Origin of the sequence: Sphingomonas sp. PP-CE-3G-477 (assembly GCF_003050745.1) — a bacterium.
GTDB lineage: Bacteria > Pseudomonadota > Alphaproteobacteria > Sphingomonadales > Sphingomonadaceae > Sphingomonas.
The window spans coordinates 570,481-583,912 of record NZ_QAOF01000001.1 but is presented as its reverse complement, the minus strand read 5'-3'; the positions used below and the strand labels follow the sequence as shown (position 1 = coordinate 583,912).

Annotated in this window: 13 protein-coding genes; 7 read left to right on the top strand and 6 right to left on the bottom strand. The window is 65.8% G+C overall.

Annotated elements, in window-relative coordinates; all coding sequences use genetic code 11:
• Positions 1-16 precede the first annotated feature (16 nt).
• The 4 genes from yihA to dapE all read left to right on the top strand — a co-directional run bounded on the left by yihA (position 17) and on the right by dapE (position 4,067).
• Positions 17-634, top strand: coding sequence for a ribosome biogenesis GTP-binding protein YihA/YsxC (gene yihA / locus C8J45_RS02700; protein WP_056052878.1), 618 nt, complete (start codon positions 17-19; stop codon positions 632-634).
• Positions 635-771: 137 nt separating this feature from the next.
• Complete coding sequence (locus C8J45_RS02695) at positions 772-2,202, top strand: S41 family peptidase (protein ID WP_258191248.1); 1,431 nt, start codon at positions 772-774, stop codon at positions 2,200-2,202.
• A gap of 72 nt (positions 2,203-2,274) precedes the next feature.
• Positions 2,275-2,946, top strand: a complete 672-nt coding sequence (locus C8J45_RS02690; protein ID WP_107961760.1) for a glutathione S-transferase family protein — start codon at positions 2,275-2,277, stop codon at positions 2,944-2,946.
• Positions 2,943-4,067, top strand: a complete 1,125-nt coding sequence (gene dapE, locus C8J45_RS02685) for a succinyl-diaminopimelate desuccinylase (protein WP_107961759.1) — start codon at positions 2,943-2,945, stop codon at positions 4,065-4,067. The genes C8J45_RS02690 and dapE overlap by 4 nt, the downstream gene beginning before the upstream one ends.
• Before the next feature lie 46 nt (positions 4,068-4,113).
• Here the strand turns inward: dapE and C8J45_RS02680 are convergent, their stop codons facing one another.
• From C8J45_RS02680 to C8J45_RS02670, 3 genes are all read right to left on the bottom strand, one after another.
• Positions 4,114-4,758: a Smr/MutS family protein gene (locus C8J45_RS02680; protein ID WP_181321070.1), complete on the bottom strand. Its 645-nt coding sequence runs from the start codon at positions 4,756-4,758 to the stop codon at positions 4,114-4,116.
• On the bottom strand, positions 4,733-5,905 hold the full coding sequence (locus tag C8J45_RS02675) for a murein transglycosylase A (protein ID WP_181321107.1): 1,173 nt from the start codon (positions 5,903-5,905) through the stop codon (positions 4,733-4,735). The genes C8J45_RS02680 and C8J45_RS02675 overlap by 26 nt, the downstream gene beginning before the upstream one ends.
• Positions 5,906-6,108: 203 nt before the next feature.
• Positions 6,109-6,756 (bottom strand): Tim44/TimA family putative adaptor protein, encoded by a 648-nt coding sequence (locus tag C8J45_RS02670; RefSeq protein ID WP_146168558.1) that lies wholly within the window; start codon positions 6,754-6,756, stop codon positions 6,109-6,111.
• A gap of 168 nt (positions 6,757-6,924) precedes the next feature.
• Here C8J45_RS02670 and secB point away from each other — a divergent pair, with 168 nt between their 5' ends.
• From secB to trpS, 3 genes are read left to right on the top strand one after another with little or no spacing between them, the layout of a single operon-like run.
• Positions 6,925-7,437: a protein-export chaperone SecB gene (gene secB, locus C8J45_RS02665; protein WP_107961756.1), complete on the top strand. Its 513-nt coding sequence runs from the start codon at positions 6,925-6,927 to the stop codon at positions 7,435-7,437.
• 25 nt (positions 7,438-7,462) lie between these two features.
• The gene (murJ, locus tag C8J45_RS02660; protein WP_107961755.1) at positions 7,463-9,028 is read left to right on the top strand and encodes a murein biosynthesis integral membrane protein MurJ; all 1,566 of its coding nucleotides are present in this window, start codon (positions 7,463-7,465) and stop codon (positions 9,026-9,028) included.
• Between the two features lie 8 nt (positions 9,029-9,036).
• A complete protein-coding gene (gene trpS, locus C8J45_RS02655; protein ID WP_107961754.1) occupies positions 9,037-10,044 on the top strand; it encodes a tryptophan--tRNA ligase in 1,008 nt (335 codons plus the stop codon).
• A gap of 220 nt (positions 10,045-10,264) precedes the next feature.
• On the opposite strand, the gene dnaA is transcribed toward trpS, so the two are convergent.
• From dnaA to mutM, 3 genes are all read right to left on the bottom strand, one after another.
• Positions 10,265-11,752 carry a chromosomal replication initiator protein DnaA gene (gene dnaA / locus C8J45_RS02650; RefSeq protein WP_107962208.1) on the bottom strand — a complete coding sequence of 496 codons (1,488 nt, stop codon included), beginning with the start codon at positions 11,750-11,752 and terminating at the stop codon, positions 10,265-10,267.
• A gap of 468 nt (positions 11,753-12,220) precedes the next feature.
• Positions 12,221-12,484, bottom strand: a complete 264-nt coding sequence (gene rpsT / locus C8J45_RS02645) for a 30S ribosomal protein S20 (protein ID WP_031394736.1) — start codon at positions 12,482-12,484, stop codon at positions 12,221-12,223.
• A 107-nt stretch (positions 12,485-12,591) separates the two neighbouring features.
• A complete protein-coding gene (gene mutM, locus C8J45_RS02640; protein WP_107961753.1) occupies positions 12,592-13,407 on the bottom strand; it encodes a bifunctional DNA-formamidopyrimidine glycosylase/DNA-(apurinic or apyrimidinic site) lyase in 816 nt (271 codons plus the stop codon).
• Positions 13,408-13,432: the final 25 nt, after the last annotated feature.

Here is a 13,432-nt window from a genome sequence, read left to right as displayed (position 1 = left end):
GCCGTTCACCCCCGAGATGCTCGAGCATGCGCGGAAACTGTTCGCGGGGCATGTCGGCTTCCTGAAGTCGGCACCGACGCTCGAATTCCTGCCCGACGCGTCGGTGCCGGAAGTGGCGTTCGCCGGTCGCTCGAACGTCGGCAAGTCGTCGCTGTTGAACGCGCTCACCGGGCGCAACTCGATGGCGCGTACGTCGAACACGCCGGGCCGCACGCAGGAGTTGAACTTCTTCGACGTCGGCGCCCCTCTCGCGTTCCGCCTCGTCGACATGCCGGGCTACGGCTTCGCCAAGGCGCCCAAGGACGTCGTCAAGAAATGGCGCTTCCTGATCAACGACTTCCTGCGCGGACGTGACGTGTTGAAGCGTGCGCTCGTGCTGATCGACTCGCGCCACGGCATCAAGGACGTCGACCGCGAGATCCTGGAGATGCTCGACAAGGCCGCGGTCAGCTACCGCATGGTCCTGACCAAGGCGGACAAGATCAAGGCGTCCGAACTCGTCGAGGTCACCGAGCGCACCGCGATCGAGGCGCGCAAGCGTCCGGCCGCGCATCCCGACATTCTCGTGACGTCGAGCGAATACGGCATGGGCATTCCCGAGCTCCGCGCGGCGGTGGTCGAAGCGGTCAGCTGAACGAACCGGTATCGGGCGGCATCATGCGCTCGATCCGGCACCCCCCGCGAAATCCATCGACATCGGACCGATCAGTTGTTTCCGGCTGACACCGCGGTCCGAATTTCATAGCCTCGCCCCAACGGGGAGAGTGATCGATGCAGATGCGTTTCGGGACGATGCTGGCGGCGGTGGCGCTACTGTCGGGGTGTGGCGGTGGCGATAGCGGGTCGAGCACGACCGGCGGTGGTACGACGGTCACCCCTACCCCGACCGCCAGCACGGGATGCTCGCTTCGCGAGCGCCAGGATTGGGCCGCGGCGCAGTTGCGCGAATGGTATCTGTTCCCGGACACGCTTCCCGCCGCGCTGAGCCCGGCGGCCTACACCACGGTCGACGACTATATCGATGCTCTGACGGCGACCGCGCGGGCACAGCGCAAAGATCGGTATTTCACCTATCTGACGTCGATCAAGGAAGAGAACGCGTATAACAATTCGGGTGCTACCGCGGGCTTCGGTCTGCGATTCGCGCTGGATCAGACCGGCCAGCGGCTGTTTGCCGCAGAAGCGTTCGAAGGTGCGCCCGGTCTCGCCGCCGGGATCGATCGCGGTACGGAAATCATCGCGATCGGCACCTCGTCCAGCAGCTTGCGAACTGTCAGCGCGATCGTCGCCGCAGAGGGTACCGCTGGATTGTCCACGGCGCTTGGTCCCGATACGGCCGGTACGTCGCGGGCCTTTCGCGTCAACGATGCGGCGGGCTCGCGTGTCGTCACGGTCGCCAAGACCGACTTCGCGCTGTTGCCGGTTTCGAGTCGCTATGGCGCCAAGATCATCGACGATGGCGGACGCCGCGTCGGCTATCTGAACCTGCGGACGTTCATTCGGACTGCCAATGCGCCGTTGAAGGCCGCGTTTGCCGATTTCCGGGCGAAGGGCGTGACGCAGGTCATCGTCGATCTGCGCTACAATGGTGGCGGCCTGATCGAGACCGCCGAATATCTCGGCGACCTGCTCGGCGGTGCCCGGTCGACGTCCGAGGTGTTCGACTACGTCACGTTCCGCACCGAAAAGGCCGCGAACAACCTGACGCGGTTCTTTGCACCCCAGCCCGAATCGATCGCGCCGACGCGAATCGCATTCATCGGTACGGGCGGCACCGCGTCCGCGAGCGAACTCGTCATCAACGCGTTCACGCCGTACCTACACGCCAACGCGGGGCTGATCGGCACCAACACATACGGCAAGCCGGTCGGCCAGATCGCCCTAGACAGGGAATCCTGCGACGATCGTCTGCGCGTGATCGCACTGGCGACACAGAATGCCGCGCGCCAGGGCGATTACTATGACGGGCTCGCGACCAAGGTCGAGGCGTCGTGCCAGGCGTCGGACGATATCGGCTACCAGCTCGGCGATCCGCTCGAGTCCTCGACGCGACAGGCGCTGAACTTCCTCGCAGGCCGCAGTTGTACGCCGATCACCGGCGACGCCAGCGCACGCGCGTTGCGCACGTCCGACACGCGGCGCGACCTGCTGATGCCCGATCGTCCCGGCACGGCGCAGCGCGAGGTCCCCGGCCTGTTCTGATACGCTCCTCCCTGGCCCCATCAGCGAGCGGGACGATTGCCTCTTGTCGCCCCCTCGCCTAGCACCGCGCGCATGAAACTGATCATCGGCAATAAGGCCTATTCCTCCTGGTCGCTGCGCGGCTGGCTCGCGTGCAAGCAGTCGGGGCTGCCGTTCGAAGAGGTCGTCGTGCCGATGTACGACGCCGATTGGGAAAAGCGCCGCTCGGGCGACGAATTCGCGCCGTCGTCGGGCAAGGTCCCGATCCTGTGGGATGGCGACGCAGTCGTATGGGACAGCCTAGCGATCGTCGACTATCTCGCCGACAAGGTCGGGCGCGAGCGCTTCTGGCCCGAGGACAACGCGGCTCGCGCGATGGCGCGATCGATGGCGGCCGAAATGCATTCGAGCTTCGCCGCGCTGCGTCGCAAACACAGCATGAACGTGCGCCAGGTCTTCCCGGCGCGCATGCCCGAAGACGACGTGCTCGTCGAGCTGCAGCGCGTCATGGAAATCTGGGCACAGGCGCGCGCACGCTTCGGTGGAGACGGCGATTTCCTGTTCGGCCAGTTCGGCGCGGCGGACATCATGTTCGCGCCGCTCGTCACGCGGATCGTCACGTACCAGCTGCCGATCGCGCGTTTTGCGGCAGGCTACATGCAGGCGATGTTCGAACATCCGTTCATGCAGGACTGGATCGCCGCCGCGCAGGAAGAGGAATGGGTCCTCGAACAATTCGAGCAGCCGGTGCCGACGCCTGCATGAGCGCGCCGATCGATCCGGTCGCGTTGACCCAGGCGCTGCTCCGCGCGGATAGCGTCACGCCCGCGCGCGGTACGGTGTTCGATGTCCTGGAGTCGGCGCTCGTCCCGCTCGGCTTTGCGGTCGACCGGTTCGTCGTCGGCGAGGCGCCAGATGGCCCGGTCGAGAATCTGCTCGCCGTACGCGGCAATGGACCGCGACATCTGGCGTTTGCCGGCCATGTCGACGTCGTCCCCCCCGGCGAAGGCTGGACCGGCTCGCCCTGGTCCGGCGAGGTCCGCGACGGATTGCTCTACGGACGCGGCGCGGTCGACATGAAGGGCGCGGTCGCCGCCTTCGTCGCAGCCGCAAGCCGCAGCGATGCCGGAACGCTATCACTCATCATCACCGGCGACGAGGAAGGCCCAGCCACCTACGGCACCGTCGCATTGATGGAGCGGATGGCCGCGCGTGGCATCGTGCCAGACCTGTGCCTGGTCGGCGAACCGACCTCGACCGCGCGGCTTGGCGACATGGTGAAGATCGGGCGCCGCGGCTCGGTCAACATCTGGATCGACGTGCCGGGGCGCCAGGGTCACGTCGCCTATCCGCATCTCGCCGACAATCCGATCCCGCGCCTGATCGCGATCCTCGCCGAGATCGAGACCGTGGTACTCGACGAGGGGACCGACTGGTTCCAGCCGTCGAACATCGAAGTCACCGACATCGCAGTCGGCAATCCCGCACACAACGTCATACCCGCCAAGGCCTCGGCGCGCCTCAGCATCCGGTTCAACGACCAACACCGCGGGACGGACCTGATCGAGCATATCCGCGCGATCGCCGAGCGTCATGCGCCGGGCGCGGTCGTGACAGGCAAGGTATCGGGCGAAGCGTTTCTTACCGAACCGGGTGCCTTCTCGACGCTGTTGTCGGCCGCGATCGTGGGCGCGACCGGAGTCGCCCCGGAACTGTCGACGACCGGGGGAACCTCCGATGCGCGCTTCCTGTCGAAACTCTGCCCGGTGGTCGAGTTCGGGCTGATCAATGCGACTATGCACAAGGTCGATGAGGCGGTCGCGGTGGCTGACTTGCTGACGCTGACGGATATCTACGAAAACGTGATCGCGCGCGCACTCGGCTGAGCCTTTTTTCCTCCTCCGCCGGGGAGGAGGAAAAATCAAAACCTGGCTAGTCCCGTCCGCGCCTGAGCACGATGTACAGCGCACCCTGCCCGCCGTGCCTCGGATGCGCGCCACGGACCGCCGCGATCGAATCGGCATGCCGCGATCCCGCCAGCCAGTCCGCCACTGCCGACCGGATCGCGCCGCGCGCATGCGGGCGTTCGCTTTCCGGCCGCGGCGGTTTGCCCGTCACCAGCAGCAGCACGCGATCCCCTCGCGCGATCGCCCGCCCGAGCCCGACGTCGAGCAACGCATGCGCCGATGCCAGCGTATGCCCGTGCAGATCGATCGAACTGTCGGGACTGATCACGCCGCGCGTCAGCCTCTTGTCCCAGCCGCCGTCGAGCGTGTTAGCCGTGATCGGCTTGGCGACCGGCCGCGACACAACCGCCGGTTTCGCGCTCGGCCGGCTTGCGAAGGGCGTGACGACCGTGCGAATCAACGGCTTCACCTTGCCCATCGGCGCGGGCGGGGGCGGTATGACCTTGCCGTTTGGCCCGATCAGCGGCTTGGGCGGGGGCGGTAGCGGCGGCGCCCGGTCCGGGATACGAACCGCGACCACGCGCATCGGCCGGACGCTCGCCATCACGCGCGCCCAGAGTTGCGCCTCCTCGGGAGTGAGGGGGTCAGGGTTGAGGGATCGGCCCGCCATCTTGCGCCCCATCTATCTGACCGTTGACCCGCTGGCCGTTCAGACGCTGAACCGTGCCGATCGGTAGCAACAGGAACGCAGTGCCACGCCCGGCCATTCCGCCTGCGGTCGACTCTGCCGCAGGGCCGGCACCCCAGAACGTGTCGAAACGATTGCTGCCCTTGATCGCGCCGCCAGTATCCTGCGCGATCCACAAGCCGCTCGCGTCCTGCCGATCGAGCGACAGGAACACCGGCGCGCCGAGCGGCACGAACTTGACGTCCGCCGCCGCGCTTACCTGACCAGTGACCGGCAGGCCGAGTGCCCCCAGCGGCGCGCCCTCGAGTTCGCGGAAGAACACGAAGCTCTTGTTCTCGCGCATGATCGCCTGCCCCTCGGCCGGGTGCGCATGGAGCCACGCGACGATACCCTGCATCGAGGTCTGTCCGGGCTGAAGCAGCCCGCGCGACTTCATCAGCGCGCCGATGCCGGTATAATCACGACCGTTCTGGGTAGCATAGCCGACGCGCAGGATCTCGCCGTCGGGCAGTCGCAGCCGCCCCGATCCCTGGATCTGGAGGAAGAACAGCTCGATCGGATCGCGCGCCCAGGCGAGGATCGGCGCCCGTCCCGATATCGCACCCTGCTCGATCGCGGTCCGATCGTAATAGGGCACCAGATTGCTGCGATCGACGCGACCGCGGACCTTCTTGCCCTTCAGCGCGGTCGAGAACGCACCGAGATCGACGTCGATCAGGTCGTTCGGGCGACCATAGATTGGCGCATAACCGTCGCGCCGTTCCAGCGAACCGGCGATCTCAGGCTCGTAATAACCCGTCGCGAACGCCTTGCCGTCGCCGACCTGCGCCGCCTCGAACCATTGTGCGAAGAAATTGCGTGCCCCGCCGCGTGGCACCGAAACCGTGGCAGCACAGGCCGGCTGCCAGTCGGCGCCGCGGGTGAGACCCGACGCGTCGTTACGCCGAACGAGCGACGGGCAACTCGTCACGAAGGCCGCCAGCGCGGACTGCGCCTGAACGTCGTCGATCGGCAGGCTGGCAACCGCAGGCCCCGCGACGACACCAGCAGTTGCCGCATTCGTCGGCGTTACGGGCGCGATGACTGGAACCGGCAGGACCGGCACCGCACCGACGATGCGCGCCGGCATCTGAATGCCGCGGATGTTCGGGGATGCGCCGGTGTCGCGCGAGGGATGAACGCGTACCGGCTCACGCGCGGGTTCGCGATCGGATTCCCGGTTATCGTCGACCGGCGCCGGCCCCGATCGCGGTGGCGCGACACCGCCGACGCACGCGCTCAGCAAAATCGACAGCGCCAGTGCGCTAGCCCCGGCCCCCTTGGATCGCACGATCACGCCTCGTCGGTGTCGGCGAGCTTCCAGTTCGGATCGCTGCTTCTCAGCGTCCGTGCGAACGTCCAGACGTCATGCGTCTCGACGGCGTCGGTCAGCGACCCGGCCAGCACGACGCCGTCGCCATCACGCGTCACCGCGGCAATGTCTGCATCGAACCTGACGGTGATCCGTGCATCGCGACCCGACACGCTCGCATCGGAAATGACCGCGCGCTCGATAGACACGAGACGGTTGTCCAGAACCTCACCAGCCGCAACCCGCGCCGCGATTGCTTCCGCAAACGCCGCACGAACGTCGTCTTCCGCGAGATAGCCCAGCTGTTCCTCGTCGCCCTTCCAGAACGCTTCGAGGACCATGCGGTACGCCGCCTGCGCACCTTCGAGGAACTGGTTGACGTCGAACCCGGATTCGGCGGCGACGATCGAGCGCAGGCCGGCTTCGGCGCGCGGCTCGATGTTGCGGCTCGCGATCTCGCGCGGCTCGGGCGTGGCAGCGTCGACCGTTCGCGGAACGGCGGCGATCGCGGGGCGGTCCTCGGCTGCCCGCGGCAGGGGCTGTTCATGCCCCGTTCGCTTGCCGAGCACGCTGTAGAGTCGCATCGCCAAGAAGCCTGCAACCATCGCGAGAAGAACTACGTAAAACAACCGTGCCTCCGATCTTCGGGCTAACATAGGCCAAAGCTGCGTTTATTCAAACCCGGGGCCGTTGAAACGCCCCGTCGGCACTGCTACTCGCAGCGCCCTGACCGATATGAACGCGCAAGCGTGCCGCTTCGGTCCCATTTCCGCGCTTATCTTCTAAGGACACGACGAATGGATGATCAGGACAACGGCTTCACCACGCCAGACCAGGCTCTCGCGAACGGTGAAGACACGATCCCCGCTGCCGGGCTGATCTCGCAATACGTCAAGGACCTGTCGTTCGAGAACCCCAACGCCCCCGCCGTCTATCAGAACCAGACGCCCCCGGCGATCGACGTTCAGTTCAACATCGGCGCGGCGCAGGTCGGCGACGAAGTGCATGAGGTCGTGCTCAAGATCGACGTCCGCGCCGAGAGCGATGGCCAGGTCGCGTTCATCGTCGACCTTTCGTACGCGGGCCTGTTCGGGCTGCGCAACATCCCGGCCGAGCATGTCCAGCCGTTCCTGCTGGGCGAGGCCCCGCGCCTGCTGTTCCCGTTCGCGCGTCGCGTGCTGTCGGATGCCGTCCGTGACGGTGGCTTCCCGCCACTGCTGCTCGAGCCGATCGACTTCTCGCAGCTCTATATCCAGCAGTCCGAGCAGGCTGGCATCCAGCCCAACGTCGGCGATTTCGGCCAGGCCTGATCGACCGGAGGCGGAGCGCGCTTAGATGAACCTCACCAAGGCGCTGGGGTCGGTCGGCGGGCTGACGCTCGCCAGCCGCGTCCTGGGGCTGGTCCGCGACTCGCTGTTCGCGCGGTTCGTCGGCGCCGGGTTCGCGTCCGACGCGTTCCTGATCGCGTTCCGCCTTCCCAACATGTTCCGCGCGCTCTTCGCGGAGGGCGCGTTCTCCGCCGCGTTCATCCCGATGTTCAATCGGAAGGTCGGCGACAAGGATGGCCGCGGACTGCCCGACGGGATCGCGTTCGCCGAGGACGCGCTGTCGGTGCTGCTGCCGACGCTGATCCTGATGACCGCGATCTTCGAACTCGCGGCGTGGCCGATGACGTGGCTGCTGACCTTCGGATTCAACGGTGCGAGCGCGGAGCGGTTCGACTATGTCGTCCACCTCTCGCGGATCACGCTGCCCTATCTGCTCCTGATCAGCCTCGTGTCACTGCTCGGCGGCATCCTGAATTCGCTGCATAAATTCTGGATCAACGCGGCCGCGCCGATCCTGCTCAACGCGACGCTGATCGCGGCGCTGCTGTTGTTCCACGAACACCAGCCGTTGCTGACCGCGCGCAACCAGGCGATCGCGGTCACGGTATCGGGCGCGTTGCAGCTTCTGTGGCTGATCTGGGCCTGCCGAGCGTCGGGCGTAAAGCTCCGCCTCAAGCGTCCGCAACTCAATCCCGACGTTAAAAAGCTGATGTCGCTGATCTGGCCCGCCGCCGCCGGGGCCGGAGCCGTGCAGATCAACCTCGTCGTCTCGACCGCGCTCGCCGCCGCGTTGCTGCCGGCCGGCTCGGTCTCATACATCTATTTTGCGGACCGACTGAACCAGCTCCCGCTCGGGCTGATCGGGATCGGGCTCGGCACGGTGTTGCTTCCGACGATCTCACGCCAGCTCGGCCGCGGCGAGGATGCGGAGGCAATGACCACGCAGAACCGCGGCATGGAACTCGCGCTGTTCCTCACTCTCCCCGCAACAGTCGCGCTGATCGTGTGCGGGGTGCCAATCGTCGGTGCACTGTTCCAGCACGGCAAGTTCGCGCTCGAGGACAGCGTGCTGACCGCGCAGGCCTTGGCCGCGTTCTCGATAGGATTGCCGTCGTACATCCTCGTGAAGGTACTGACGCCCGGCTATTACGCGCGTTCCGACACGCGCACGCCGGTGCGCTATGCGACGATGTCGATGGTTGTGAACCTCGTGCTCAACCTCGCCTTCATCAAGCCGCTCGGCCATATGGGCCCGCCGCTCGCCACCGCGATCGCCAGCACGGTCAACGTCGCGATGCTGTACCGGACGCTCGTCCGCCGCGGGCACTTCACGCCCGATGCCCGGCTCCGTCGCCGGACGTGGCGGCTGCTGGTCGCCGCGCTCATCATGGGCGTCGTGATGTATTTCCTGAATAGCCTGTTCCAGCCGTTCGTGACGGGCACCAGCGTCGAGCGCTGGGGGGCGATGCTGGTGCTGGTCGCGACCGGCGGCGTCGTCTATGCGATCGCGACATTGCTCACCGGGGCGTTCCGGTTGGGCGACATCTCCACGCTTCTGCGTCGTTCCAGATAGGTTTCAACATGCGCGTCGTTTCCGGCATCAAGCCCACCGGTAATCTCCATCTCGGCAATTACCTGGGGGCGGTGAAGCAGTGGGTGACGCTGCAGGACGACGTCGCCGCACAGGGTGGCGAGTCGATGTTCTTCATCGCCGATCTCCACGCCCCGACCGAATGGATCGCGCCGTCGGAACTGTCGTCGCACACGATCGAGGTCGCCGCGACGATGATTGCCGCGGGGATCGATCCGGCGAAGTCGATCCTGTTCAACCAGGCGCGTGTGCCGGCACATAGCGAGATGGCGTGGCTGCTCAACACCGTCGCCCGGGTCGGCTGGCTGAACCGCATGACGCAGTTCAAGGACAAGGCGGGCAAGAACCGCGAGGGCGCGAGCGTCGGGCTGTACGATTATCCGGTGCTGATGGCGGCCGACGTGCTGCTGTACAATGCAACCCACGTGCCGGTCGGCGAGGACCAGAAGCAGCATCTCGAACTCGCGCGCGATATCGCCACCAAATTTAACGGTGATTACGGTGTCGACCTGTTCACGCTCCCCGCCCCGCTGATCAGCAAGGCCGCCCCGCGGATCATGTCGTTGCGCGATGCCTCGGCCAAGATGTCGAAGTCGAACCCGTCCGAGCAGTCGGTGGTCAAGCTGATCGACAGCGACGACACGATCGCCGACAAGTTCCGCAAGGCGAAGACCGATCCCGACGTGTTGCCGGCGTCGGTCGAGGAACTGGGCGACCGCGCCGAGGCGCGGAACCTGCTGACGATCTACGCGGCGTTGGCGGATAGCGACGTCGCGACCGTGCTGGGCGAGTTCGGCGGCAAGGGCTTCGGCGCGTTCAAGCCTGCGCTGGCGGATCTGGCGGTGGCGAAGCTCGGGCCGATCCGTGACGAAATGGTGCGGCTGCTCCATGACCGCAGCGCGGTGACGGCGGTGTTGCAGGCGGGCGCGGAAAAGGCACGCGCGCTGGCGGCACCGGTGCTGAAGCAGACGCAGGACGCGATGGGATTGCAGGTTTAACCCCTATTCCGTCATCCTGACGAAAGTCAGGATCCAGAGCCAAATAAGCAACCGTCCGTAACTCTGGATCCTGACTTTCGTCAGGATGACGGGGGAGTTTTTGGTGTGCCGGCCGATGCGGCTACATCTTGGCATACCGCATGCAGCGTGTTCCCCCGCGAAGGCGGGGGCCCAGTCTGGGCTCCCGCCTTCGCGGGAGAACAAGGAAGTACGGGCTAGCCTAGCCTTCGAGCTCGCGCATCAGCACCCGCACGGCCGCATCGATATCGCGGTCCGAATCACGCAGTTCCTCGATCTTCCGCACCGCATGGATCACCGTCGAGTGATCGCGTCCACCAAACTTTCGGCCGATCTCCGGCAGCGACCGCGTCGTCAGACGCTTCGCCAGATACATCGCGATCTGCCGCGGCCGCGCGACAGCCCGAGCGCGCCGCGCGGAAATGAGATCAAGCGGCTTCAGTTCGAAATGCGCCGACACCAGCTTCTGGATCTCGTCGATCGTCACGCGCTTCTGTGCGCCTCGCAGCACCTCACCCAACGTGGCCACCGCGAAGTCGAGATCGATCGTGTCACCGGTCAGCTGCGCGTAGGCCACCACCCGGTTCAGCGCGCCTTCGAGCTCGCGGATGTTCGCGTGGATGCGGCTGGCAAGCAGGTCGAGCACGTCGGTCGGCACGCGCATGTCGGGCAGGTCGACGAGCTTCCGGTCGAGGATCGTCCGACGCAGCACCAGATCGGGCGCCTTGATGTCCGCAACGAGCCCGACCGACATGCGGCTGACGATCCGCGCCTCGACGCCTTCGAGTGCCTGCGGGCAGCGATCGGCGGAGATCACCAGCCGCTTGCCTGCCGCCATAATCTCGTTGACGGTGTGGAAGAATTCTTCCTGCGTCGCGTCCTTGCCGGCGATGAACTGGAGGTCGTCGATCAGCAGCAGGTCGGCCCCGCGCAGCCGCTGCTTGAACGCATGCGTATCGCGCGCGCGCATCGACGCGACGAAGTCGTACATGAACCGCTCGGCGGACATGCACAGCACGATCGCGTGCGGGTTATGCTCGAGGAACGCGTGGCCGATCGCGTGCATGAGGTGAGTCTTGCCCTGCCCCGTGCCGCTGTGGAGGAACAGCGGGCTGAACCGGACCGGGCCCGGCTCGGCGAGCACCTTGGCCGCGTTGAACGCCACCTTGTTGGACGGATCGACGACGAATCGCGCAAACGTGTAGCGCGGATCGAGCGGCGGCCGTTCGGCCGGCACGCCCATCGCCACCGGCGCAGCGACGGGAACCGCCGGCGCCGGCTTCAGCGACGGATCGACGCCGAATTTCATCGAAACCTGCGCGGGCTCCGCAACCGACCTGGTCTCGGCCGGCACGGGGTTCGCGACAGGTGCGGGCGTCGCGGGCACGGGCGCAGCCGGTTCGATCGCGAGCACCACCGGCGCGCGGCCCGACGCTCGGGTCTCGATCTGCACGGTGCGGACGTGCGGCAGGATCTGCTTGAATTCGAGCACGAGCCGGTCGGCGTAATGATTGCGCACCCAGTTCGTCATGAACGCCGATGGCAACGCGAGGCGGATCGTGTCGCGATCTTCCCCCGGGATCAGCTCGATCGGCTTCAACCACTGCTCGAACAGGCGCACGCCGGCAGACTCGCGCAAGGACGCACGAACGCGGGCCCAGGCCTTTTCGGCCTCGGTCACGTGCGCCATCGATCCTTGCCAGTTCGCCACGCGCACACTTCTCCGACCCCGCGCGACGCTCGCGCTGGTGATTTAGTTCCGACAGAAAATGATCCCCCGCGACGACCCACAACGGTCATCCGGCATCTTCGCCCTATTCATGAAGCGCCGATGCGTGCCCCCGTGATTCACGGTCGTGAGCATCGTCGCTGTCGGGCCAGTTATGAAGCGATCGGCGCGTTGAGCAAGGCCCGGACACGTCACATTTTCGAAATAAACCGGCTTGACTTGACCAAGCCCCGGAAATGCGTCGATATTTTTATAAGTGGCTGTCTTTACGCATTTTTTGTGAATCTAGTCATCGACTGACTTGATCTGTGCATACTCGAATCGCGGGGAATCCTGGGGTTATGCAGACTCCCGATCGGTTCCGTTCGCAGACGCAAAAAACCCGCCGGGAATTCCCGACGGGTGATCTACTCAGCAATGACGGTTCGCTTAGGCGAGCCCGGTCACGGCCTTGGTCAGACGCGCGAACTTGCGGCTCGCGGTGTTCTTGTGCAGCACGCCCTTGGCGACGCCGCGCTGCAGCTCAGGCTGTGCCGCGGCCAGTGCGGTGGTCGCTGCGCCCTTGTCGCCCGACGCCAGTGCGGCCTCGACCTTCTTGATGAAGGTACGGATACGGCCGACGCGGTTGCCGTTCACTTCCGCGCGACGGTCGTTGCGACGGATACGCTTTTTCGCCTGCGGCGTGTTCGCCATGAAGCCCTCTGGATGTTCGAATGAATAAAAAGGGGCGCCGGATTGCTCCTACGCCCTCTCGAAGCCGCGGCCCTACTCACTTTGTGCTAGCCCGTCAACTGATAGGCTCAACCGCGTTGGCACTTCGGACACCAGAACGTCGAGCGCCCGCCCTCCGTCCGCCGCTTCACGGTAGCACCACATTCGCACGCTTCGCCTTCACGCCCATAGACGCGCCATTGCTTTGAGAAATAGCCGAGCTCGCCATCGGGCCGCACGTAATCACGCAGCGACGAACCACCCGCGAGGATCGCAGCCGTCAGCACCGTCCGAATCGCCTCGACGAGTCGCTCGAGTCGAAACAGCGAAATCCGCCCCGCCGCACGTGACGGCGCGATCTTCGCCATGTGCAGCGCCTCGCACACATAGATGTTGCCGAGCCCCGCGACAATTCGCTGGTCGAGCAGCATCGCCTTGATCGACGCCCCCCGCCCCTCAAGCGCTTCCAGCAGATACGCAGCGGTCAGGTCGGGCCCGAGCGGCTCCGGCCCCATGCTGAGGAAAGGCGGGTAATTCGCGATGTCGTCGGTCGCCCACAGATCGAGAAAGCCGAATCGCCGCGGATCGTTGAGCGCGACCATCCGCCCCGCCGCCGTCCCGATCAGCAGGTGATCATGCGCGAGCAGTTCGCTCGGATCGACTCGCCAGCGCCCCGACATGCCGAGATGGAACACGAGCGTATCGCCGCGATCGGTATCGATCAGCCCATATTTTGCGCGCCGCCCGAGCGTCGTTACCGTCGCCCCGGTCATCCGCTGGCGCAGGTCGACCGGGATCGCTTTACGCAGGTCGGCGCGACGCGGCTCGACCGAGGTCAGGCGCTGGCCCTTCAGCACGGGCTCCAGCCCGCGCACGGTGGTTTCGACTTCTGGTAATTCTGGCACGGTTTGCAGCTAGGTTGCGTTTGCT

What these genes read in the sequence shown, in the direction of transcription:
- murJ (WP_107961755.1), top strand. Translation starts at nt 7,463, where the DNA reads ATGAACCTCACCAAGGCGCTGGGGTCGGTCGGCGGGCTGACGCTCGCC.
- rpsT (WP_031394736.1), bottom strand. Translation starts at nt 12,484, where the DNA reads ATGGCGAACACGCCGCAGGCGAAAAAGCGTATCCGTCGCAACGACCGT.
- trpS (WP_107961754.1), top strand. Translation starts at nt 9,037, where the DNA reads ATGCGCGTCGTTTCCGGCATCAAGCCCACCGGTAATCTCCATCTCGGC.
- C8J45_RS02695 (WP_258191248.1), top strand. Translation starts at nt 772, where the DNA reads ATGCAGATGCGTTTCGGGACGATGCTGGCGGCGGTGGCGCTACTGTCG.
- C8J45_RS02690 (WP_107961760.1), top strand. Translation starts at nt 2,275, where the DNA reads ATGAAACTGATCATCGGCAATAAGGCCTATTCCTCCTGGTCGCTGCGC.
- yihA (WP_056052878.1), top strand. Translation starts at nt 17, where the DNA reads ATGCTCGAGCATGCGCGGAAACTGTTCGCGGGGCATGTCGGCTTCCTG.
- C8J45_RS02675 (WP_181321107.1), bottom strand. Translation starts at nt 5,905, where the DNA reads ATGCCGGCGCGCATCGTCGGTGCGGTGCCGGTCCTGCCGGTTCCAGTC.
- C8J45_RS02680 (WP_181321070.1), bottom strand. Translation starts at nt 4,758, where the DNA reads ATGGCGGGCCGATCCCTCAACCCTGACCCCCTCACTCCCGAGGAGGCG.
- dnaA (WP_107962208.1), bottom strand. Translation starts at nt 11,752, where the DNA reads ATGGCGCACGTGACCGAGGCCGAAAAGGCCTGGGCCCGCGTTCGTGCG.
- dapE (WP_107961759.1), top strand. Translation starts at nt 2,943, where the DNA reads ATGAGCGCGCCGATCGATCCGGTCGCGTTGACCCAGGCGCTGCTCCGC.
- secB (WP_107961756.1), top strand. Translation starts at nt 6,925, where the DNA reads ATGGATGATCAGGACAACGGCTTCACCACGCCAGACCAGGCTCTCGCG.